Origin of the sequence: Streptomyces sp. NPDC047081, from assembly GCF_040643775.1 — a bacterium.
GTDB lineage: Bacteria > Actinomycetota > Actinomycetes > Streptomycetales > Streptomycetaceae > Streptomyces.
The window spans coordinates 122,131-144,034 of sequence record NZ_JBEYUY010000011.1 but is presented as its reverse complement, the minus strand read 5'-3'; the positions used below and the strand labels follow the sequence as shown (position 1 = coordinate 144,034).

General features: G+C 70.7%; 20 protein-coding genes and 1 pseudogene. 12 read left to right on the top strand and 9 right to left on the bottom strand.

The genetic code is table 11. The features are described 5' to 3' along the window. Positions 1-38 precede the first annotated feature (38 nt). Both ABZ848_RS22480 and ABZ848_RS22475 read right to left on the bottom strand, forming a co-directional pair. Entirely contained in the window at positions 39-173 is a 135-nt protein-coding gene (locus tag ABZ848_RS22480) for a hypothetical protein (protein WP_278196063.1), read from the bottom strand. A gap of 205 nt (positions 174-378) precedes the next feature. After that, entirely contained in the window at positions 379-3,417 is a 3,039-nt protein-coding gene (locus tag ABZ848_RS22475; protein WP_360834416.1) for an FAD-binding and (Fe-S)-binding domain-containing protein, read from the bottom strand. Between the two features lie 238 nt (positions 3,418-3,655). Here ABZ848_RS22475 and ABZ848_RS22470 point away from each other — a divergent pair, with 238 nt between their 5' ends. The 5 genes from ABZ848_RS22470 (at position 3,656) to ABZ848_RS22450 (ending at position 8,915) form a co-directional block, all read left to right on the top strand. Beyond that, positions 3,656-5,587, top strand: a complete 1,932-nt coding sequence (locus ABZ848_RS22470) for an ATP-binding protein (protein ID WP_360834414.1) — start codon at positions 3,656-3,658, stop codon at positions 5,585-5,587. Beyond that, the gene (locus ABZ848_RS22465; RefSeq protein ID WP_360834412.1) at positions 5,584-5,991 is read left to right on the top strand and encodes a roadblock/LC7 domain-containing protein; all 408 of its coding nucleotides are present in this window, start codon (positions 5,584-5,586) and stop codon (positions 5,989-5,991) included. Before ABZ848_RS22470 ends, ABZ848_RS22465 begins: the two co-directional genes overlap by 4 nt. Continuing rightward, entirely contained in the window at positions 5,988-6,335 is a 348-nt protein-coding gene (locus tag ABZ848_RS22460; protein ID WP_360834410.1) for a DUF742 domain-containing protein, read from the top strand. Before ABZ848_RS22465 ends, ABZ848_RS22460 begins: the two co-directional genes overlap by 4 nt. A gap of 24 nt (positions 6,336-6,359) precedes the next feature. Next, the gene (locus tag ABZ848_RS22455; RefSeq protein ID WP_360834408.1) at positions 6,360-7,595 is read left to right on the top strand and encodes a cytochrome P450; all 1,236 of its coding nucleotides are present in this window, start codon (positions 6,360-6,362) and stop codon (positions 7,593-7,595) included. An 81-nt stretch (positions 7,596-7,676) separates the two neighbouring features. Further along, entirely contained in the window at positions 7,677-8,915 is a 1,239-nt protein-coding gene (locus ABZ848_RS22450; protein ID WP_360834406.1) for a cytochrome P450, read from the top strand. 8 nt (positions 8,916-8,923) lie between these two features. Here ABZ848_RS22450 and ABZ848_RS22445 read toward each other — a convergent pair whose 3' ends face one another. Continuing rightward, on the bottom strand, positions 8,924-10,387 hold the full coding sequence (locus ABZ848_RS22445) for a serine/threonine-protein kinase (RefSeq protein WP_360834404.1): 1,464 nt from the start codon (positions 10,385-10,387) through the stop codon (positions 8,924-8,926). A 137-nt stretch (positions 10,388-10,524) separates the two neighbouring features. On the opposite strand from ABZ848_RS22445, the gene serC reads away from it, so the two are divergent. Both serC and ABZ848_RS22435 read left to right on the top strand, forming a co-directional pair. Next, a complete protein-coding gene (gene serC / locus ABZ848_RS22440; protein ID WP_360834402.1) occupies positions 10,525-11,643 on the top strand; it encodes a phosphoserine transaminase in 1,119 nt (372 codons plus the stop codon). A gap of 108 nt (positions 11,644-11,751) precedes the next feature. Then, complete coding sequence (locus ABZ848_RS22435) at positions 11,752-12,234, top strand: hypothetical protein (RefSeq protein WP_360834400.1); 483 nt, start codon at positions 11,752-11,754, stop codon at positions 12,232-12,234. Here ABZ848_RS22435 and ABZ848_RS22430 read toward each other — a convergent pair. Continuing rightward, entirely contained in the window at positions 12,215-13,723 is a 1,509-nt protein-coding gene (locus tag ABZ848_RS22430) for a cellulase family glycosylhydrolase (RefSeq protein ID WP_360834398.1), read from the bottom strand. The two genes, ABZ848_RS22435 and ABZ848_RS22430, sit on opposite strands and share 20 nt — an antisense overlap. Before the next feature lie 152 nt (positions 13,724-13,875). After that, the gene (locus ABZ848_RS22425) at positions 13,876-14,880 is read right to left on the bottom strand and encodes a WD40 repeat domain-containing protein (protein WP_360834396.1); all 1,005 of its coding nucleotides are present in this window, start codon (positions 14,878-14,880) and stop codon (positions 13,876-13,878) included. A 119-nt stretch (positions 14,881-14,999) separates the two neighbouring features. Here ABZ848_RS22425 and ABZ848_RS22420 point away from each other — a divergent pair, with 119 nt between their 5' ends. After that, positions 15,000-15,674, top strand: a complete 675-nt coding sequence (locus ABZ848_RS22420; protein ID WP_360834395.1) for an SGNH/GDSL hydrolase family protein — start codon at positions 15,000-15,002, stop codon at positions 15,672-15,674. Here the strand turns inward: ABZ848_RS22420 and ABZ848_RS22415 are convergent. Further along, positions 15,662-16,147: pseudogene (locus tag ABZ848_RS22415) on the bottom strand (DUF4111 domain-containing protein); the annotation flags it as partial. The gene ABZ848_RS22420 and the pseudogene ABZ848_RS22415 sit on opposite strands and share 13 nt — an antisense overlap. 214 nt (positions 16,148-16,361) lie before the next feature. Here ABZ848_RS22415 and ABZ848_RS22410 point away from each other — a divergent pair. The 3 genes from ABZ848_RS22410 to ABZ848_RS22400 are packed head-to-tail and all read left to right on the top strand — an operon-like array spanning position 16,362 to position 18,647. Then, complete coding sequence (locus tag ABZ848_RS22410) at positions 16,362-16,949, top strand: Uma2 family endonuclease (protein ID WP_360834393.1); 588 nt, start codon at positions 16,362-16,364, stop codon at positions 16,947-16,949. Between the two features lie 17 nt (positions 16,950-16,966). Then, positions 16,967-17,614: a 1,4-alpha-glucan branching protein gene (locus tag ABZ848_RS22405; RefSeq protein WP_360834391.1), complete on the top strand. Its 648-nt coding sequence runs from the start codon at positions 16,967-16,969 to the stop codon at positions 17,612-17,614. A 40-nt stretch (positions 17,615-17,654) separates the two neighbouring features. Continuing rightward, positions 17,655-18,647, top strand: coding sequence for an aldo/keto reductase (locus ABZ848_RS22400; protein ID WP_360834389.1), 993 nt, complete (start codon positions 17,655-17,657; stop codon positions 18,645-18,647). Positions 18,648-18,829: 182 nt separating this feature from the next. Here ABZ848_RS22400 and thpR read toward each other — a convergent pair whose 3' ends face one another. Continuing rightward, positions 18,830-19,402, bottom strand: a complete 573-nt coding sequence (gene thpR, locus ABZ848_RS22395) for an RNA 2',3'-cyclic phosphodiesterase (protein WP_360834387.1) — start codon at positions 19,400-19,402, stop codon at positions 18,830-18,832. 26 nt (positions 19,403-19,428) lie between these two features. Between thpR and ABZ848_RS22390 the strand changes: the two genes are divergently transcribed. Further along, positions 19,429-19,947, top strand: coding sequence for a GNAT family N-acetyltransferase (locus ABZ848_RS22390; protein WP_360834385.1), 519 nt, complete (start codon positions 19,429-19,431; stop codon positions 19,945-19,947). 10 nt (positions 19,948-19,957) lie between these two features. Here ABZ848_RS22390 and ABZ848_RS22385 read toward each other — a convergent pair whose 3' ends face one another. Both ABZ848_RS22385 and ABZ848_RS22380 read right to left on the bottom strand, forming a co-directional pair. Then, complete coding sequence (locus ABZ848_RS22385; RefSeq protein WP_360834383.1) at positions 19,958-21,322, bottom strand: MFS transporter; 1,365 nt, start codon at positions 21,320-21,322, stop codon at positions 19,958-19,960. 37 nt (positions 21,323-21,359) lie between these two features. Further along, positions 21,360-21,797 carry a MarR family transcriptional regulator gene (locus ABZ848_RS22380; RefSeq protein WP_360834381.1) on the bottom strand — a complete coding sequence of 146 codons (438 nt, stop codon included), beginning with the start codon at positions 21,795-21,797 and terminating at the stop codon, positions 21,360-21,362. Positions 21,798-21,904 lie beyond the last annotated feature (107 nt).

The window sequence follows — 21,904 nt, the reverse complement described above, 5'->3', positions numbered from 1 at the left end:
CACCATCGACCCCTTTCTTCAAGTGTGAATCAGCTGGTTCAGCTGTCCTGGCCGGGCAGCGGCTTGGGCGCCGGCTTCGGGTGGTGCTTCTTCTTCGGCTTCGGCGGGGGCGGGGGCGGCAGCTGCTTGTTCTTCGGCTTCGGGGGCAGCGGGGCGAGCTTCTTGAGGCTCATTTCCGACTCCTTGGTTCGCGCTGTACTTGTGATGCCATTCGCTGAATTCCGCGTCCGGAACCCGACGTCGAAGAACCTACACGGCGCGGAACTCAAGGGACGGCAAAGTCGGCGAGGGAACGGCAAACAGGCGCTGTGAATACCTAGGTGGTTCCTGAGAGAGGGCGCCAAACCTGAGAGTTCCCTTATGAACCTGAGAGCGACCTTATGAACGGTGGCCCTCCGACCCTTCGTCCAGCCCCTCCGCCAGTACCTCCGCCAGATGTCTGCCCCGGACTCCGGCCAGTTGTTGCAGTTGGGTGCGGCAGGAGTAGCCGTCGGCCAGGACTGCCGTGCCGGGCGGGGCTTCTCGTACTGCCGGGAGCAGTTGGTCTTCCGCGCAGGTCTTCGACACCTCGTAGTGGCCCTTCTCGAAGCCGAAGTTGCCTGCCAGGCCGCAGCAGCCGCCTGTCAGGTCGCCGGTCAGGCCTGCCGACTCGCGCAGGCGGCGGTCGGGAGCGTCACCCAGGACCGCGTGCTGGTGGCAGTGGGTCTGGCCGGTGACCGGGCGGTTCAGGGCGGGTGGGGTCCAGTCGGGGGCCAGGCGTTCCAGGGCCTCCGCGAAGGTCATGACCGAGGCCGCCAGGCGGGCCGCGCGCGGGTCGTCGTGGAGGAGTTCGGGGAGGTCGGTGCGGAGGGCCGCCGCGCAGCTGGGTTCCAGGACGACGAAGGGGATGGTCGGCGCTTCGGCCAGGTCGGGGTCGAGCAGCACGCCGAACTGGTCCAGCGTGCGCGTCAACACCTCACGGGCGCGGTCCAGTTGGCCCGTCGAGATGTACGTCAGGCCGCAGCAGACGCGGTGGCGGCGGGCCGGCCACAGGCGGAGCGTGAACGACGTGCTGCCGTCCGCCTCCCTCACCTCCTTCACCCGCCTGGGCAGCGTCGGCAACGGGACCGGCATGATTCCGGCTGCCTCGAAGACGCGCACGGCCGCCTTGCCCACTTCCGGCGAGAGGTGCTCGGTGAAGGTGTCCGGCCAGATGATGACGTGCTTGGGCAGGCCGCCTTCGTCGTCAATATCCTCGTCGGTCTCCCCGTCGGTCTCCCCGTCGATCTCCTCGGCGGCTTCTTCTTCGGTCTCCTCTTCTTCCGGCTCCTCGTACTCCAGCCCGTGCTCCCGGATCATCCGCAGCATCTGCTCTCTCGCCCTGCGGCCGTACCACTGCGTGAACCGCTCGTCCGCCACCCGCGGAATGTCCCGCTCGGGCGCGATCCCCCCGAGCCGTTTCGCGAGCGAGGCCAACGGGCCGATCGAGGCGAGGGCGTTGACCAGCCAGGCTGTGCGGGTGCGGCCCACCCAGTTCAGCCATACCGGCAGCCGGCCCATGCTGTAGTGCGCGGCCGGGCGGCGGCGGCCCTCGTAGTGGTGGTGCAGGAACTCCGCCTTGTACGTGGCCATGTCGACCTCGACCGGGCAGTCCGAGCGGCAGCCCTTGCAGGACAGGCACAGGTCCAGCGCGTCCCGTACCTCCGTCGACCGCCAGCCGTCGGTGACCACCTCGCCCGCCAGCATCTCGTGCAGCAGCCGGGCACGCCCGCGCGTGGAGTGCTCCTCCTCGCCGGTCGCCCGGAAGGACGGGCACATGACGGATGCCCCGGGGGCCGATGTCGTACGGCATTTGGCGACCCCGACACACCGTCGTACCGCCGCCGAGAAGTCGCCGCCGTCGGACGGGTAGCCGAAGGCCACCTCGACCGGCTTGCGGGGCAGGGGCGAGAAGCGGAGGTTCGAGTCCAGGGGGGACGGGCGGACCAGCATGCCGGGGTTGAGGAGGTCGTCCGGGTCCCAGACGTCCTTCGCCCGCTCGAAGAGGGCGACCATGTCCTCGCCGTACATCTTCGGCAGCAGCTCGGCCCGGGCCTGTCCGTCTCCGTGTTCGCCGGAGAGCGAGCCGCCGTGGGCCACCACCAGTTCGGCGAGTTCCTCCGAGAAGCGGCGGTAGCGGGCGATGCCCGGCTCCGTGAGCAGGTCGAAGTCGATGCGGACGTGGATGCAGCCGTCCCCGAAGTGGCCGTACGGGGTGCCTCGTAGGTGGTGGCTGGTCAGCAGGGTGCGGAAGTCCCGTAGATACGCGCCCAGCCGGGGCGGCGGAACCGCGCAGTCCTCCCAGCCCGGCCAGGCCTCGCTGCCGTCCGGCATCCTCGTCGCCGTACCACTCGCGTCCTCCCGGATCCGCCACAGCGCCCGCTGGTCTGCGGGGTCGGTGACGATCAGGGAGTCGACCGTGTCGGCCGCACCGGCGATCGTCCGCGCACGCGCGCGTGCCTCGTCCGGTGTGTCTCCGCCCGTCTCCACGAAGAGCCAGGCCCCGCCTCGGGGCAGGCCGGTCGCCCTGGACGCCGGGACCAGGTCCGCCGCCATGCCCTCCACCGTCAGGGGGCGGTACGGCAGCAGGCCCGCCGCCGCCTCCGCCGCCGCGCTCTCGTCGGCGTAACCGAGCACGGCGAGCGCACGCGCGCGGGGTGCCTCGACCAGTCGTACGACCGCTTCGGTCAGCACGCCCAGCGTGCCCTCGCTGCCGCAGAAGGAGCGGGCCACGTCGGTGCCCTTCTCGGGGAGCAGGGCGTCCAGGGCATAGCCGGAGATACGGCGGGGCAGGTCAGGGAAGCCGGTGCGCAGGCGGGCCAAGTCCCCGTCCACCAGGGCCCGGAGGCCTTCCGGGGCGCCTTGCCAACCCTGGCCGGGGCGCAGGCGCTGCCCGCGCGCGGTGAGCACCTCCAGTTCGCTCACGCTGTCCGCCGTCGTGCCCCAGGCGACCGAGTGCGAGCCGCAGGAGTTGTTGCCGATCATGCCGCCGAGCGTGCAGCGGCTGTGTGTGGAGGGGTCGGGGCCGAAGCGCAGGCCGTGCGGGGCGGCGGCCTCCTGGAGGCGGTCCAGGACCAGGCCGGGCTGGACGACGGCGGTGCGGGCGGCCGGGTCGAGGGAGACCAGGCGGTTCATGTGGCGGGTGAAGTCCAGGACCACGCCGGTGCCGGTGGCCTGGCCGGCGATCGACGTGCCGCCGCCGCGCGCCACGACCGGCACGGCGTGCTCGCGGCACACCGCCAGTACGGCCGCGACGTCCTCGGCGTCGCGAGGGGCCACGACCCCCAGCGGGACCCGCCGGTAGTTCGACGCGTCCATGGTGACCAGCGCCCGGTCGGTGACGCCGAAACCGACCTCACCCCGGACGACCCTCCGCAGCTCCCGCTCCAGATCCGTCATGCTCCCAGCATGCATCCCGCCACTGACAGTGACGATGCCTCTGTCAACATCACCATGCGCAAAGCTTCCCGTAGGGCTTCACGCAGGGCTTCACGAATCGGCGGCGGAAACTGTGAACGCATCCGGAACCTTCCCAATTCGATCACGAACTCCCATATAGTGACCGCCAGTTGAGCATCAGGTGTCGCTTCTCGCACGGCAAGACTTCGACCGCGGACTCCGACCGAGGACCCGATTCATGACCGCCCCCACCCTGCCCGGCGAACGACCCAGCCTTCGCAGCCTCGCGCCCGTACCCCTGCTCACCGCCGTCCTCGCCGCGCTGGCGGTCGCCGGCGCGGTCGCGCTGGCGCCGAGGTCGCAGCGTGCCGAGCTCGGTCTCGGCGCGAGCATCGGCGCGTTGCTGCTGTGTGTGGCCGTCACCGTGGCCACGCGCGCGGTCGTGACGGCACGGATCACCCGGCGCCGGCTGGAGGCCGTGACCGCGGACACCGGGCGGCTGCTGCAGGACCGCATCCGGCAGAGCGCTGAGTTCGACCAGGAGCGCGCGCGGCTGACCGAGGAGCTGACGCACGAGCGGGGTCGGCTGGCCGCCGAACTCGTGCATGAACGGGCCGTGCTGAGCGCCGAGTTCACCGAGGAGCGGGCGCGGCTCACCGCGGAGAACGGGCGGCTGGCCGAACGGGCGCGGCGGGCCGACCAGGAGCGGGCCGCGGCGATCTCGGCGACCGCGAACGCGGCCGGGCGGATGCAGGCGCTGGCCACCGGGATGCTCGCCGATCTGCGCGCGATGGAGGAGCGGCACGACGACGAGGACGTCCTGGCCGACCTGCTCCATCTCGACCACCGTACGGCGCAGGCGGGGCGGCTCGCGGACTCCGTGGCGGTGCTGGCGGGGGCGCGTTCGGGGCGGCGCTGGGCGCGGCCCATCGGCATGGAGTCGATTCTGCGCGGTGCGATGGGGCGGATCAGCGGGTATCGGCGGGTGCGGGTGCACTCCGCGAGCGAGGCCGCGGTCGCGGGGCACGCCGCGGAGGGTGTGATGCACGCGCTGGCCGAACTCCTCGACAACGCGGCCAACTTCTCGCCGCCGACGGCCGAGGTGCATGTCTACGTCGAGGAGGTGCCGGCCGGGGTCATCGTCTCCGTCGAGGACAGCGGCCTGGTGATGGGCGACGTCCAGCTCCGCCGCGCCGAACGCGCGGTCTCCGGCGACGAGACCGACCTCGGCGGCCTCACGGGCACCCGCCTCGGCCTGGCCGTGGTGGGCCGGCTGTCCCGCAAGTACGGCCTGAAGGTCTCCTACCGCCCGTCGGCCCGCGGCGGCACGGGCGTCCTGATGCTGGTCCCGCAGGACATCCTCGTACCGGAGCAGTACGTGAGCGGGAACGGGCCGCAGGAGGGACTGACGTTGCCGCGGGTGGGGGTGGCCGGGCGGGTGGCCGACGACGGTCAAGGCGGGCCGGGGAGTGGGGAGTTACCGCTGCCGGTCGACGGGCAGGTGCGGAAGTCCGCCGACGGGACGCCTCGGATGCCGGCCGACGGGAAGCCGTGGGTGTCGGGGGACGAACCGGGGCCGGGGTCCTCCAACGGGCACGCGCGTGTGGCGTACGACGGGCACGCGCATGTGTCCGACGACGAGCACCGGAGCGGCGGTGGGCTCGACGGCTCAGGCACCCATGAGGCCGCCGATCGCGGCGCCGGTTCGCTCGGCGACGGGCTTCCCGTGGCGCTGCCCAAGCGGCGTCGTGGGCGGGCCCTCGCGGAGGCCGAGCGTGAGCGGGAGCGGGCACGCGCGCGTGCGGCGGAGTTCGACCGGGAACGTGGACGTACGCGCGCGCGTGCCGACGGTTTCGACGGCTTCGGCGATGCCGACCCCTCCGCCCCCGAGTCCGCCCGCATCTCCCTCGACGACCCCCTCGCCCGCGCCGCCCGCTTCAGCAGCTTCCGCCGGGCCGTACGCGGCTCCCTCTCGGACCAGGCCCCACCGGCACCGGACGCCGACGCCCACGGCATCGACGTACACACAGCGCACGGCTTCGAGACCCGCGACCGTATGCCCGACACCACCGAAGCCACCGAAGCCCGCGCCCCGCACACCCCCGAACCAGCCACCCCCACCCCCTCTCTCCCCGCTCCCTCCCACCAGGAAGGCCCCACCACCTCATGACCGGCACGTCCACCGCTGACGAAAAGCTCGCCTGGCTCATCGAGGGATTGTTGGAGCGGACTCCGGGGGCGCGGCACGCGCTCGTGTTGTCGCGGGACGGGCTGAAGCTGTGCCGGACGCCCGAACTCACCGTCGACCAGGCCGATCAGCTCGCCGCGATCGCCGCCGGCATCCAGTCGCTGTCGCACGGCGCGTCCATGGAGTTCGGGGACGGCAGCGGAGGTGTGCGCTCGGCCATGACCGAGTTCTACGGCGGCGTGCTGTTCATCGTGGAGGCGGGCCACGGCGCCCACCTCGCCGTCGTGACCGCCGAGGACGCCGACGCCGGTCTCGTCGGCCACAACATGACCGAACTCGTCGAGCAACTCGGCCTCCACCTGACCGCGCAGCCCCGGACGTCATGAGCCGCCCCGGCAGGGACGACTCACCCGACCGCCTCTACACCCTCACCGGTGGCCGCGCCCACTCCGCCGCGGACAACCCCTTCGACCTGGTGACCCTCGTCGTCGCCGAGTGCGATCCGACCACCGGCATGCAGTCGGAGCACGCGACGATCCTGCGGCTCGCCCAACGCCCCACCGCGGTCGTCGAGTTGGCCGCCGGCCTGCGGCTGCCCGTCAGCATCACCAAGATCCTGCTCTCCGACCTGCTCGCGGCGGGCCGCGTCAGCGCCCGCCACCCGCGCAAGGGGGCCTTCATCGACCCCGACGTCCTGGAACAGGTGCTCCTTGCACTCCGCAACCTCTGAAACCAGCCGTGAGGAGTTCGCCCTGTGACCGCGCCCGTCCCCACGCCCTTCCCCACGCCCGCCCCCGTACCGCTCGGCGGGCCCAGGTTCCAGGCCGAACCGGCCGCGCTGTACCGGGAGATGCGGCGCGAGCACGGTGCCGTGGCGCCGGTCGTGCTGGACGGGGACGTACCGGCCTGGCTGGTGCTCGGCTACCGCGAGCTGCACCAGGTCACCGGCGATCCCGTGCTGTTCAGCCGGGACTCGGACCTGTGGAACCAGTGGGAGCGCATCCCCGCCGACTGGCCGCTGCTGCCGATGATCGGCCGCCGCCAGCCGTCGATCCTCTACACCGTCGGCGAACGCCATCGCGAGCGCGCCGCGATGATCAGCGACGCGCTGGAGGCGGTCGACCCGTCCGAACTGCGCACGTACGCCGAGAAGTTCGCGGACGAGCTGATCGACGGGATCTGCGCGAACGGCGGGGCTGACCTCGTCGCCGAGTACGCGATGCTGCTGCCGGTACGGGTACTGGCGCGGCTGTTCGGGTTCCCGGACGAGCAGGGGCCGGGGCTGGTGAGCGCGCTCAACGACATGATCGACGGGCGGGAGCGGGCGATCGCGGGGCAGGGCCATGTGGCCGCGTCCATGGCACGGTTGCTGGCCGAGCGGCGGGCCGTGCCGGCGGACGACGTCGTATCGCGGATGCTCGCGAACCGCAGCGGGTTCACCGACGAGGAGATCGCCCAGGACCTGATGGTGATGATGGCGGCGGGCCATCAGCCGACGGCCGACTGGATCGGCAACTCGCTGCGGCTGATGCTCACCGACGAACGGTTCGCGGCCTCGCTCTTCGGCGGCCGCAACAGCGTCGCCGACGCCATGAACGAGGTGCTGTGGGAGGACACGCCCACGCAGAACGTGGCCGGCCGCTGGGCCTCCCGGGACACACAGCTCGGCGGGCGGCGGATCCGCGCCGGGGACCTGCTCCTGCTCGGTCTCCAGGGCGCCAACTCCGACCCCCAGGTCCGTACCGACGGCTCCGCGCTCACCGGCGGCAACAGCGCGCACTTCTCCTTCGGGCACGGGGAGCACCGGTGTCCGTTCCCCGCGCAGGAGGTCGCCGAGGTCATCGCGCGCACGGGCATCGAGGTCGTACTGGACCGTCTCCCCGACATCGACCTGGCCGTCCCGCCCGAATCCCTGACCCGCCGCCCCTCCCCCTGGCTCAGAGGCCTGACCCACCTGCCGGTCCGCTTCACACCGCTCCCGGCGCTCTGATCCGACGGCGTCCGGCACTCCCCCACCCCCGAGAGACAGGCGCGGCACTCCGACGATCCCGGCCCTTGGAGGCGCTACCCCATGACCACCGGTATGGAAGACACCCGTATCGCCCTGGACCCCTTCGTCACCGACCTCGACGGCGAGAGCGCGAGGCTGCGCGCCGCGGGACCACTGGCCGCCGTGGAACTCCCGGGCGGGGTCCCCGTCTGGGCGGTCACGCATCACGCCGAGGCGAAACAGCTGCTGACCGACCCGCGGCTCGTGAAGGACATCAACGTCTGGGGTGCCTGGCAGCGCGGTGAGATCCCGCCGGACTGGCCGTTGATCGGGCTCGCCAATCCCGGCCGTTCCATGCTGACCGTGGACGGCGCGGACCACCGCCGGATGCGCGCGCTGGTCGCGCAGGCGCTGACGCCGCGGCGGGTGGAGCGGATGCGGGAGCGGATAGCGGAGCTGACCGAAGGCCTCCTGAACGACCTGTCCCCGGCTCCGGGCGCCGTCGTCGACCTGAAGGCGGCCTTCGCCTACCCCCTCCCCATGTACGTCATCGCCGACCTCATGGGCATCGAGGAGTCCCGACTCCCCCGCCTCAAGGAGCTGTTCGAGAAGTTCTTCTCGACGCAGACCCCGCCCGCCGAGGTCATCGCCACCCTCACGGAACTCGCGGGCGTCATGGTGGCAACGGTCGCCGCCAAGCGTGCCGAGCCCGGTGACGACCTGACCTCCGCCCTGATCCTGGCCTCCGAGGACGGTGACCACCTCACGGACGAGGAGATCGTCTCCACGCTCCAGCTGATGGTCGCGGCGGGCCACGAGACGACGATCTCCCTCATCGTCAACGCGGTGGTCCAGCTGTCACGCCACCCCGAGCAGCGCGCCCTGGTCCTCGCCGGGAAGGCGGACTGGTCCTCGGTGATCGAGGAGACCCTCCGCCACTCCACCCCCACCTCGCACGTCCTGATCCGCTTCGCGACACAGGACGTCCAGGTCGGCGACCGGATCCTCCCGGCGGGCGACGCGCTGATCGTGTCGTACGCCGCGATCGGCCGCGACGAGCGGGCCCACGGCCCCACGGCGGCCGACTTCGACATCACCCGCACCTCCCCCAACCGCCACATCTCCTTCGGCCACGGCCCCCACGTCTGCCCCGGCGCGGCCCTCTCCCGCCTGGAGGCGTCGGTGGCGCTCCCGGCGCTGTACGAGCGCTTCCCGGATCTCGAACTGGCCGTACCGGCAGGCGAGTTGCGCAACAAGCCGGTGGTGACCCAGAACGATCTGTTCGAGTTGCCGGTGCGGTTGGGGGCGTCGGAGGGCTGAGGCCGCGGTCAGCGGTGGGCCAGGTCGTATGCGATTGCGGATGCGATCGAGGTGAGGACGAGCGTCCCGGCCCACAGTCCGAGCCCGGTCAGGACGGTCGTCCACCACACGAAGTGCAGGTGCGCGGCGAAGAGCACGCAGCCCAGAGCGGCGAGCAGGCCCGAGCCCAGCAGAGCCATCGTGCCCGCACCCCTGCTCCAGCCCCACTCGTCACCGACCATGACGGCGAGGAACTCGAGAACGAGCACGACTCCGCTCAGGCCCAGGCCGATCAGAAAGTCGTAGTACCAGGGGAAGTCGCCTCTGGCCGCCATGAGCCAGATGCATCCGACCACGCTCGCGACCCAGCCCAGTACCCCGAGGCAGCTCCACGCCAGCTCCGTGTCCGCATCCGGGCTCATCCAGTTCGCCATCGCCCCGAACACGAAGAGAACGGCGGCGAACACGGCACCCCAGACGACCGAGGGAACCGCGCCGACCTCACCGGCGCCGAACAGCAGCCCGAAGGTGCCGAGACCGGTGATCAGGCTCGCGCCGGCCACCTCGTACCACTTCTCCGGTCCCGGGCTCCACTCCTCGCGCTGCTCAGTCCGCGGTCGGGGACCGGCATCCAGTCCCGGTTCCCGGTGCGCCGCCACCACGTCGACGCCCTTCAGCCTCCGCGCCACCTCGGCGGCTGTCCGCGGACGGTTGTCGGGCAGCTTCTCCAGCAGGTCGAGTACGAGCTCTTCCAGGGCGTCCGGGATGTCCGCCCGTATCCTCCTCGGCGGCAGCGGCGGTTTCCGCTGGTGTTCCTGGATGACGTTCCAGCCCTGGAAAGGCGGATCGCCGGTGAGCATCTCGTACAGCAGGCAACCGAGCGAATACAGGTCCGAGCGCTGGTCGACCCGCCGGCCCTTGGTCTGTTCCGGGGACATGTACGCGGCCGTCCCCACGATCAGACCCTCCTCGGAGATCCGGGTCCCCCGCTCGTCCTCCTGGAGACAGGCGAGCCCGAAGTCGAGGATGACGGCGGTGCCCTCGGCGGTGATCTGGACGTTGTCCGGTTTGAGGTCGCGGTGGACGAGCCCCTTCTCATGGGCGGCCGCGAGCCCCTGGCAGATGTCGACGCCCCAAGCGAGCGTGTCCTCCACCGAGAGCCGGCGCTTCCCTCTGCTCTCCTCCCGGATCCGGTCGCCCAAGGACATGCCGTCGAGCAACTCCAGGACGAGGTACATCACGCTGCGGCCGTCGACCTTGTCCCATCCACAGCTGTAGGCACGTACGACGTTGCGATGCTGTAACCGCCCGATGAGCTTGCACTCCCTCAGAAAGCGCTCCCCCATCTCCTTGTCGGCCTGGCGGTCCTTGCGGACCAGCTTCACCACGACCGAGCGCTCCATCACCAGGTCCACGGCCTCCCAGACGTCGCCCATGCCTCCGCGGCCGAGCCTTCGCCGCAACTCGTACTTCCCGTGGTCCACACTGTCCATCGGCCCCGCCCCCCTGCGCCCAGACCCCGAGTGTGGCGCGGAAGGCGGCCCTCCACGAGAGGCCGTACGGGCCCGCCCGTGTCTCACCCGACGGACGACGTTTCGCCCACGTTTCCTCCAGCGGCTACGCTCCCCCCGTGGCTGAGATCCAGATTCCCGCTGACATCAAGCCCGCCGACGGACGTTTCGGCGCGGGCCCCTCCAAGGTGCGGACGGAAGCGCTGGACGCGCTCGCCGCCACCGGTGCGTCCCTGCTCGGTACCTCTCACCGCCAGGCCCCGGTCAAGAACCTGGTCGGCCAGGTGCGTGAGGGCATCTCCGAGCTGTTCCAGCTGCCCGAGGGCTACGAGGTCGTCCTCGGCAACGGCGGGTCGACCGCGTTCTGGGACATCGCGACGCACGGCCTGATCGAGAACAAGTCGCAGCACCTCAGCTTCGGCGAGTTCAGCTCGAAGTTCGCCAAGGCCGCGAAGCTCGCCCCCTGGCTGGCGGAGCCCGACGTCATCACCACCGACCCCGGCACGCACCCCGACCCGGTTGCCGAGGCGGGCGTCGACGTCTACGCCTTCACCCACAACGAGACCTCGACCGGCGTCGCCATGCCGATCAAGCGCGTGGCCGATGCCGACGAGGGCGCCCTGGTCCTGGTCGACGCAACCTCCGGCGCCGGCGGCCTCCCGGTGGACGTGGCGGAGACGGACGTCTACTACTTCGCCCCGCAGAAGTCCTTCGCCTCCGACGGCGGCCTGTGGATCGGCGTCTTCTCCCCGGCCGCGATCGAGCGCGCCGAGCGCATCCACGCGAGCGGACGGCACATCCCGGAGTTCTTCAGCCTGCCGACGGCGATCGACAACTCCCGCAAGAACCAGACGTACAACACCCCGGCGCTCTCCACCCTCTTCCTGCTGAACCAGCAGCTGGAGTGGATCAACGGCCAGGGCGGCCTGGACTGGGCGGTCCGCCGCACGGCCACCTCCGCGCGCACGCTGTACGGCTGGGCCGAGGACGTGAAGTTCGCCAACCCGTTCGTCGCGGACCCGGCGAAGCGCTCACAGGTCATCGGCACGATCGACTTCACCGACGAGGTCGACGCTGCCGCCGTCGCCAAGGTGCTGCGCGCCAACGGCATCGTCGACACCGAGCCCTACCGCAAGCTCGGCCGCAACCAGCTCCGCGTCGCCATGTTCCCGGCGATCGACCCGGAGGACATCGACGCGCTGACGAAGTGCGTCGACTACGTGATCGAGAAGCTGTAACTCCCTGGCCGACCTGCGTGGTTGTCCACGTAGTTGTTCACGTGGTCGTGCAGCTTGTTGCAGGGCCCTGTCGGTGACAGGGCCCTGTGCGCTGGGTACGGCTGTGGCATGAACAGACCGATACCCGGCACCGTGCAGGTCGCGGTGCGCCACATCCTCAGCGACAAGACGACCGGCGTGGTGAACAGGACCCGCAGGATCGCCTGGCAGGACACCGAGTACCGGGTGCGCCGGCCGGCATCGGGCAAGCACACCGTGCAACTGACCTGCTCGGAGTGCGACGCCGCCATCGTGGCCCAGGTCCGCGACGAGGCCCGTACCCGCCGGACCGCCGGCATCCTGCGGACTCTTGCCGCAGTGTCCTTGCTCGTCCTCGTCGTGGCCTTCGGTTACGCCGTCCACGAAGGCGGCAAGACGCTGCCCGAGGGCCAGTCGCTACCGGTCCTGTTCCCCATCAGCATCATCGCGATCGCCGTCGCGCTCTTCACCACTCCCATGTTCTTCGTCCTGGGCCTCCGCTACAACGGCGTCAGCGTGCTCGACGCCCCCAAGCCGCGCCGGTTGCACGGGCTCATGCCGAAGCGCAGCTGACCGTCGGCACACCCCCGCCCCCGGGCGCGCCCCCGAACCCGAAGGTCACCGAACCACCCACCGGCACACTCCCGTTGTGCGCGGCGTTCACCGCGGTCACGGTGGCGCCGCTCTGGGTGTACGAGGCGTTCCACATGGTGGTGACCTGCCGGCCGCCGCTCCAGGTCCAGGTCACCTTCCAGGACGAGATCGCCGCCGTACCGGTGTTGGTGACCTTCACCTCGGCGTTGAACCCGCTCCCCCAGTCGCTGCTGACGGTGTAGGCGGCACCGCACGCGGCCGACCCCGGGGAGCCACCGCCGCTTCCGCCGCCCGTGCCCGGGAACAGCGGCGCCTTCACGCTTGCGAGATACCCGTCCTTCACGGTGTCCACGGTCGTCCAGTCGTCCTTGAGGATGCCGCCCGTGTCACCGGAGTTGGGGTTCCACGACCAGAACGTCCAGTGGAAGGAGTCGGCCCCGTACGTCGACGTGGGCCGCAGGTAACTCACCAGCGCCGCAAGCCACTTCTGGTCGACGGCCGACGCCAGCGTCGTACCGAACTCGCCCACCCACACCGGCGCGATGTTCTGCTTGAAGATGTAGCCCCAGTACTTGTCCCAGATGCCCGGCATGTTGTCCGGGAAGGACGCGTCACCGAACCACGGCTGCTGGGCCACGCTGGTCGCGTAGTCGTGCGCGGAGTACACGACCCGGCCCGCGACATCGAGCTGCACGGGGTACTGCGCGACCCCCATCAGGTTGCCGCCCCACCACCCGGACACGCCGTTGTACGTCTGCACACCCTCGACGAAGATCAGCAGCGCGGGGTTGACCCCCAGCACGGCGTTCCCGGCCCGCTGGGCGGCCAGCCGCCAGTCGGTGGCCGTGTCCCCGCAGCCCCAACAGGCGGGATCGTGCGGCTCGTTGTGCAGATCGATGCCTACGACGGTGTCCTGGCCCTTGTAACGGGCCGCCAGCGCCTTGAGGTTGGCGATCCAGGTCGACTCGGGGACCGCCGCCGTGTACCAGAGCGCCGACTGCCCGCCCGCGTCGGGCCGGTGCCGGTCGAGGATGACTTTGAGCCCGTCCTGACCGGCGTACGCGACGATCCTGTCCATCACCTGAAGGGAGTTGAGGCCCTGCAGGTCGGCGTTCTTGCCGCTGCTGAAGTCGATGCTGTTGGGGACGGTGGAGGACTTGAAGATGTCGTCGCTGTAGGGCAGCCGGATGGTGTTGTAGCCCAGCGACCTCATCTGGTCGATCATGGACTTGTAGTCGCGGGACCAGAGCCCGTGGACCACGTAGTTGCCGGTCTCGAAGCCGAACCAGTTGATCCCGGCGATCCGGACCGGCTGCCCGGCCGCGTCCAGGATCTGCCGGCCGCTGGTGTGCCAGTACCCGGCACCGGGCGCCTCGGCCGCGTCCGCCGGATGGACCCCGGCGCCGGCCAGCGGCAGCAGGAGCGCCGCCGCACCGGCGCACAGCGCTCTTCGCAGGCTGCGGAACATGTCGCTGCTTCCTCTCGGGAGTTCGGGAGGCTCGGGCCCGGAACGAGTGGGAGCGCTCCCACAACCCGGCATCTCCCATGGAAGCCAGCCACCATGAACACGTCAAGCACTGGGGCAGGGCCGAATGCCGGCCAATGTCCCCACGCGACCCGCTAGTTACGCCGGGTCAGCCGCCGGAAACCGAACAGCACCGCCGCCACGACCGCGACGGCGAGGGCGCCGACCTTGAGTTTCCCGCCGGCGTTGTCGCCGCTGTCCCCCGACGCACCCGAACTCCCGCTGGACGAGGGCGAGTCGGAGCCGGTGCCGGCGGCGCCGCCGGGGGCGTCCTGGGCCTGCACCTCGCTGTTGGCGCCCTCCATGCCGAGCAGGATCTTCGTGCCGTCGGCGGAGTAGGAGACGGACTCGCCCTGCCCGAGGGGCACGTCGAAACGGCCGCCGCGCTTGAGGTCGCCGCCGTTCCAGTCGTACCAGATGCCGCCCAGGTACCCGCGTACGACGACCCGTTCGCCGTTCGGCGAGAAGGCGGCGTCGGTGGCCCACAGGTCGACGGGCTTGACCGGCTTGAAGACGTTGGTGCCGGTGGAGGAGAGGGTGGCCGGGCCCTCGTAGAGGTGTCCGCCGTCCTCGTGCTTGTCGATGATGTAGACGCGCCCCGTCTTGGGGTGGACGAGGAGGGACTCGGCGTCGCGGGAGCCGTCGGTGTACTTCACGACGTACTGGGTGGCCCGGATCGACTGGTCCTTGAGGACCTTCGGCTCAGGGAACTTGTAGATCCAGACGTACGGCCAGGTCACGCCGTCGTTGTCGCCGATGTCACCGACGTAGATCTGGTTGCCGGGGCCCATGGCGACGGCCTCGACGTCGCGCTGTGTGCCCACCCCGGTGAGGGTGATCGTCGCGACCGTCTTCCCGGTGCCGCTGTCCACGGCGTAGAGGTGGACGCCCTTGCCCGTGTCCTGGTCGTTGTGGGTCCAGTAGATGCCCGGGTGGAGGTGCGAGGCGGTGAGACCGCTGGACTCGGTGATCCGCGGGTCCTTGATGGTGAACCCCTGGTCCCCCTTGCCGTCGTCGTCTGCGGCGGAGGCGACGGAGGCGGGCAGCGCGAAGGCGCCCACGAGCAGGATCCCGGCGAGGAGAGCGAACGGTCGGCGCATGCCCCAAGCCTGCCATCCCGCCGGGAGGTTCACTGATCGCACCCGGACTGTCAGCAAGGTGTCAGGCTTCACACCCCACCCGTCCCATGGATCCCCCGCCGATCGTCCATCATGAGCGGATGCTTAGGTTCATGCCGGTCGGCGACTCCATGACGATCGGGAGCGCGGGCGAACACACCTGGCGGTACCGGATGTGGCAGCACCTGCGGGACACGTACGGCGGCCCGTTCGCGCTGGTCGGCCCGCGCGAGACGCTGTACGACAAGGCGGCGGGGGCGCCGGTCTCGTACGAGTACGCCGACCCCGACTTCCCGCGCGCCCATCTGGCGGGCTGGGGCGAGGGCTGGCAGCACATGGCGCCGCTGATCGCGGAGGCGGTGCGGTCGTGCCGGGCGGATGTGCTGCTGGTGTCGCTGGGCCTCATCGACCTGGGCTTCTACACGAACGCGGAGCAGACCGCCGAGAACGTCCACCGCTTCGTCGCGGAGGCCCGCTCGGCCAACCCGCGCGTCCGCATGGCGGTCCTCCCGGTGATCCCGAACGTCCGCGCCACGACGGACGCCCCCTTCGCCGCGCAGGTCACCCGCTTCAACGAACTCCTGGCGAAGACGATCGCCGACCTGGACGAGCCCCGCTCCCCCCTTCTCCTGGCGTCCCCGCCACCGTCGTACGACATCAACCTCGACACGTACGACGGCACACACCCGAACGCGAGCGGCGAGCACAGGATCGCGGCGGCCTTCGCGGACGCGATGCACCAGGCGTGGGACGTCGGCGAGCCCTACGAGGAGTGACCCTCGACGGCCCGGCGCAGAAACTCGGCGCAGGCCCGCGCCCCTGACCGAAGCCCGCCCGGCTCCTCCCCCTCCTCCCCCAGATAGACGGCACGCGCGTGTGCCATCACCGGCCGGTGCTCCTCCGGCAGCCGCGCCAGCACCCACTCCGCGGCGGCGTCCTTGGAACGGATACGGCCGGTGACGAGCGTGCTCCAGATCCGGGCGAGGGTGAGCAGGACGTTCCGGGTGTCGCTGTCCAGGTCCGCCATCAGCCCCGGCACGCCGGCGACGATCGCCCGCCGCAGGTCGGCGGGCGGCACGGGGTCGAGGAGTTCGGCGGGCGGGGGCCCGTGGAGGGTGCTGTTCCCGAGGAGGGTCATGGTGAGGAGGGGCGCGAGATCGGGCATGACCTCCGGCCCCGGCACGACCCCCCGCTCGTAGTCGCCGCGCAGCCACTCCCCGTACAGGTACTCGCAGTTGCGCGGGTACCGCGGTTGGCGCCGCCGGACACCTTCATCAACTCCTGTGTCAGCGCCCGGCGTGCAGGTGGATGCCGAGGATGTTGTCCTCGCCGAGGGTGGCTCGGAGGAGGGGGACGGGATCGAGTTCGGGCATGTGTTCCTCTCCGCGTGTCCTGGTCACCGTGCGTATCGTTGTACTGCGCGGCTGCACCTGTTCGTGGGGCAGCCGGGGAGGAGCGCCACGGTGACCGTCGTTGAAGACAGGATCGAGATGGCCGAAGCGAGCGGCGAGCTCACTCTGGACGTCATGTTCGAGTGGCTCGAGAAGATGCCCATCCCCGAGGGAACGAAGGTCGAGATCGTCGGGGGAAACATCTTCATGTCACCGCAGCGGCACACCCATTTCCAGATCGTCTTCGACATCCTGGAGCAGCTGCGGGCCAAGTATCCGCGCACCCGGCTGGCCTCGGACGTGAGAATCGACTTCCCCGGGCATCTCAACGGCTTCGCCTGTGACGTGGCAGCCGTGGCCGACCGTTCGGTGCGGGACGACAAGGGACGCTGGCGCTATCAGGACGTCGAGTTCGTCGCCGAGGTCATTTCCAAGAACACGGCCGCCAACGACTACGGCCCCAAGAAGGCGGCATACGCGCTCGCCGAGGTCCCCGTCTACCTCATCGCCGACCCCTACCAGGGCAAGTGCCACCTCTGCACCCAGCCCAAGGACGGCGAGTACGTCAGTGAACTCTCCGTGGCCTTCGGAGTGGCCGTCGACATGACGACCACCCACCTCGGTCTCACCCTCAAGACCGACGAGTTCCCCCGCGACTGACTGGCAGAATCCGTCGCATGGCGATCATCCACCACACCACCCTCAAGCCCACCAAGCTGGAGCTGCTCACCGACTGGCTGCCCACCCGCCCGTGGTATCAAGGCGGCCCGGCCGCACCCGAGTTGACCAAGGCCGGCGGGTTCCGGCTGGACGACCCGGAGGGCGAGGTCGGGATCGAGTTCATGGTTGCCGTCGACACCGCCGGCCCCGCGCCCGTCGCCTACCACGTGCCCCTCACCTACCGCGGCGCCCCTCTCCCCGGCGCCGAACACGCCCTCGTCGGCACCATGGAGCACGGCGTGCTGGGCCCGCGCTGGGCCTACGACGGCACCCACGATCCGGTACTCCGCACCGAGCTCCTCGCCCTCATCGAGGGCCGCGCCCAGGCCATGGCCCAGAGCATCACGGACACCCCCGACCACGAGGTGGCCCGCTCCTACACCGGTCCCGGTCTCCCCGCCCCCTCCCGCCCGGTCGAGGTCGCCGACGACGCGACCGGCACCGCGCTCCCCGCCCCGGACGGCACGACCCTCCGCATCCACCGCGTCCTCGACCCCACCGCCCCCGACACCCGCCCCGAGGCCGCGACCGGCCATGTCACCGGTGCCTGGCAGTCGCCGGACGGCACCCGGGTGCGGGCCGTGTTCGCCGCGCTGTACTCCTGACCTTGCCTAGAGCGCACTCCACGTCGTTGGCTTGTCAACCATGAAGTACACGCAGCTCGGACGCACGGGACTCAAGGTCGGCCGACTGGTCCTCGGGACGATGAACTTCGGACCGCAGACCGACGAGGCCGACAGTCACGCGATCATGGACGCGGCGCTGGACGCCGGCATCAACTTCTTCGACACCGCGAACGTGTACGGCTGGGGCGAGAACAAGGGCCGTACCGAAGAGATCATCGGAAACTGGTTCGCGAAGGGCGAGGGCCGCCGCGACAAGGTCGTCCTCGCCACCAAGGTGTACGGCAACATGGCCGCCGACGGCGACGCCTGGCCCAACCACGACAAGCTCTCCGCCGTCAACATCCGGCGGGCCGTGGACGCCAGCCTGAAGCGGCTGCGGACCGACTACATCGACGTCTACCAGTTCCACCACATCGACCGCCGCACTCCCTTCGAGGAGATCTGGCAGGCGATCGACGTGCTGGTGCAGCAGGGGAAGATCCTCTACGTGGGGTCCAGCAACTTCCCCGGGTACAAGATCGCCCAGGCCAACGAGATCGCCGCCCGCCGCGGCGGGACGATCGGGCTGGTCAGCGAGCAGTGCCTGTACAACCTCGCCGAGCGGCGCGCGGAGATGGAGGTGATCCCGGCCGCGCAGGAGTACGGCCTCGGGGTCATCCCCTGGTCGCCGCTGCACGGCGGACTCCTGGGCGGGGTCATCAAGAAGGAGGTCGAGGGCGGGCGCCGGGCGAGCGGCCGGGCCGCGGACTCCCTCGCCAACACCACGATCCGGGCCCAGATCCAGGCGTACGAGGACCTGCTGGACAAGCACGGCGTGGAGCCCGGCGAGGCCGCTCTGGCCTGGCTGCTCACGCGCCCGGGAGTCACCGGCCCGATCGTCGGCCCGCGCACGGCGGAGCAGCTGGAGTCGGCGCTGCGGGCGGTGGAGCTGGAGCTGAGCGAGGAGCTGCTGGCAGGCCTGGACGAGATCTTCCCGGGTCCGGGGCCGTCTCCGGAGGCCTTCGCCTGGTAACGCCGTGAGGGCGCCGCCCAGGGGCGCGGGGAACTGCGCGACCGGCCACATACGGCCCGCAGCCGAGAACCGGCCGCAGTTCCCCTTACCTGACAGCCGCCGCCACGACGACGACCACGAGTAGAAGCACAAGCGCACCGGCCATGATCCGGTTCCGGGTTTTCGGGTCCACGTACCCGAGCCTAACCGGCCCCGCCGAGCGCCCAGCGGGCGACCACCTCGTACCGCGGCTGCTCCCCCGGCACCCCGGACACCGGCAGGTTGCTGCGCACCAGCACCAGCTCGTCCACCGTCCAGGTCCGGCTCGTGAAGCCCGCGAGGGCCTCCAGGTACGGCCGTGTGTCGAACGCCTCCCGGCTGCGGGCCACCGTCAGATGGGGCTTGTAGCGCCGGTGCTCCCCCATCTCCACGCCCGCCTTCCGCGCCGCCGCCTCCGCCCGGTCCGCGAGCAGCCGCAGCGTGGGCAGCCCGCCCTCCGCCCCGGCCCACAGCGCCCGCCCGTGCCCGAACTGTCCCCCGCCCCGCAGCGCGAGCGCGAAGGGCCCGGTCCGGTGCGCGGCCCGCGCCAGCCGGGCCGACAGTTCCGTTACGACGTCGTCGTCGACCTCGCCGTAGAAGGCCAGAGTGAAGTGCCAGCCCGGGCGGCCGGTCCAGCGCAGCCCCTCCGCGCCGGGCAGTCGCTTCAACTCGGCCACTTCCGCGGCCAGTTCAGCGGCGACATCCTCCGGTGGCAGCACGGCGGCGAAGAGTCTCATGCGGGTCAGCCTGCCACCATGAGGGCATGGAGATCAGCATCAGAGAAGGCGGGCCGGACGACATCCCCGTGATACTCGGCATGCTCGACAGCTGTGTGGAGTGGCTGGTCGCGCAGGGGCGGACCGGGCAGTGGGGCAGCAAGCCCCTGTCGGGGTTCCCGAGGACCGTCGAATCGGTCGGGCGGTACATGGACGAGGGCACCGCGTACATCGCCGAGGCCGACGGAGTGCCGGCCGCCACCCTGACCCTCACGGACTCGCCCGGCGCCTACCTGTCCCACCTGCCGCCGGTGGGCGAGCCCGAGCGGTACATCCACTGGCTCGCCTCCGACCGCCGCTTCAAGGGCCATGGCATCGGCAGCGCGCTGCTCGCGCACGCGGCGGAGCAGACCCGCCGGGAGGGGGTCTCCCTGCTGCGGGTCGACTGCTACGCCGGCGACGACGGCAAGCTCGTCCGCTACTACGAGAGCAACGGTTTCACCCGCGTGCAGGCCTTCATGGTCGAGGAAAAGTGGCCCGGACAGCTGCTGGAGCGGCGCGTGTAGCCCCCTGGCTTCACGCCACCGCCGTCAGCTCCTCCCGCCGCTCCCGCGGCACGAACCGGACGTGCGGGTGGCCGCCGTTCCAGCCGACCGACAGCCGCAGGCCGCCCACGCGGGCCAGCACCAGGCCGATGACGACCGCCGCCGTGGCCGCGATCGCGCCGCCGACCGCGAGGCCCGCGCGGACGCCGTACGCGTCCGTGATCCAGCCCGCGATGGGCGCGCCGACCGGGGAGCCGCCGAGGAACACCATCATGTAGAGGGCCATGACGCGGCCGCGCATGGCGGGGTCGGTGCCCATCTGGATGCTGGTGTTGGCGGTGACGTTGATCGTCATGCCGAACATGCCGATCGGGACCATGAGCAGGGCGAAGAGCCAGAGGGAAGGGGCGGTCGCGGCGACGAGTTCCAGCGCGCCGAAGGCCGCCGCCGCTCCGATCATCACCCGCATCTTCGCGGTGCCGCGCCGGGCCGCGAGCAGGGCGCCGACCAGGGAGCCGACCGCCATCAGCGTGTTGAACGCGCTGTAGGAGCCGGCGCCCGCGTGGAAGACGTCGTCCGCGAAGGCCGAGAGGTAGACCGGGAAGTTGAAGCCGAAGGTGCCGATGAAGCCGACCAGGACGATGGTCCAGATCAGGTCGGGGCGCCCGGCGACGTAGTGCAGGCCCTCCCGCAGCTGGCCCTTGCCGCGCGGGGCACGCTCGACGACGTGCAGGTCGCGGGCGCGCATCAGCAGCAGGCCGGCGATCGGGGCGACGAAGGACAGGCCGTTGAAGAGGAAGGCCCAGCCCGTGCCCACGCCGGTGATCATCAGGCCCGCGACGGCGGGGCCGACCAGGCGGGCGGACTGGAAGTTGGCGGAGTTCAGGCTGACCGCGTTCTGCAGCTGGTCCGGGCCGACCATCTCGGAGACGAAGGACTGCCGGGCCGGGTTGTCGACGACGGTCGCGAGGCCGACGGCGAAGGCGGCGAGGTAGACGTGCCAGACCTGGACATGGCCGGAGAGCGTCAGCAGCGCGAGCGCGATGCCGGCGACGCCCATCGAGGTCTGTGTGAACAGCAGCGTGCGGCGCTTGGGCAGCCGGTCGACGAGGACACCGCCGTACAGGCCGAAGAGCAGCATCGGCAGGAACTGCAGAGCCGTGGTGACGCCGACGGCGGTCGCGGAGCCGGTGAGGCTGAGGACCAGCCAGTCCTGGGCGATGCGCTGCATCCAGGTGCCGATGTTGGAGACGACCTGGCCGACGAAGAAGAGCCGGTAGTTGCGGACCTTCAGCGAGCTGAACATCGAGGACTTGCGGGCGGGTCTCGGGGCGGGCGGGGAGTTGTGGGTGGACTTCGGTGCGGGGGCGGAGTCTGCTCCGGATCCCGTACTCAAAAGGGTTCGCCTCCTCGAAGTTGCTTACAGATGTGGCTCAGAGATGCGCGAGCTTCTCCAGTACGGGGGCGGCGGCGCGCAGTTTCGCCCACTCGTCCTCGTCCAGGCCCTCGACCAGGTTGGCCAGGAACGCGTTCCGCTTGGCGCGGCTCTCCTCGAGCATGGCCTCGGCCTGCTCGGTCTTGGTGACGACCTTCTGGCGCCGGTCCTCGGGGTGCGGCTCAAGCCGCACCAGCCCCTTGGCCTCCAGCAGCGCGACGATGCGGGTCATCGACGGCGGCTGCACATGCTCCTTGCGGGCGAGCTCGCCCGGCGTGCACGGGCCCCAGTTGGACAGGGTGCCCAGCACCGACATCTCGGTGGGGCTGAGCGACTCGTCGACCCGCTGGTGCTTGAGCCGACGGGACAGCCGCATGACAGCTGAGCGAAGCGAGTTCACGGCGGCAGCGTCGTCGCCATGGGTGAGGTCCGGCATCTCTTTAGCGTAACTCATTACTCTCTCTAAACAAGCTGGGGCGCACCCGGATTCCCGTGACTCCGGCCACGCAAACCGCGGCATCACCCGTACGAGTGAGTCGACGG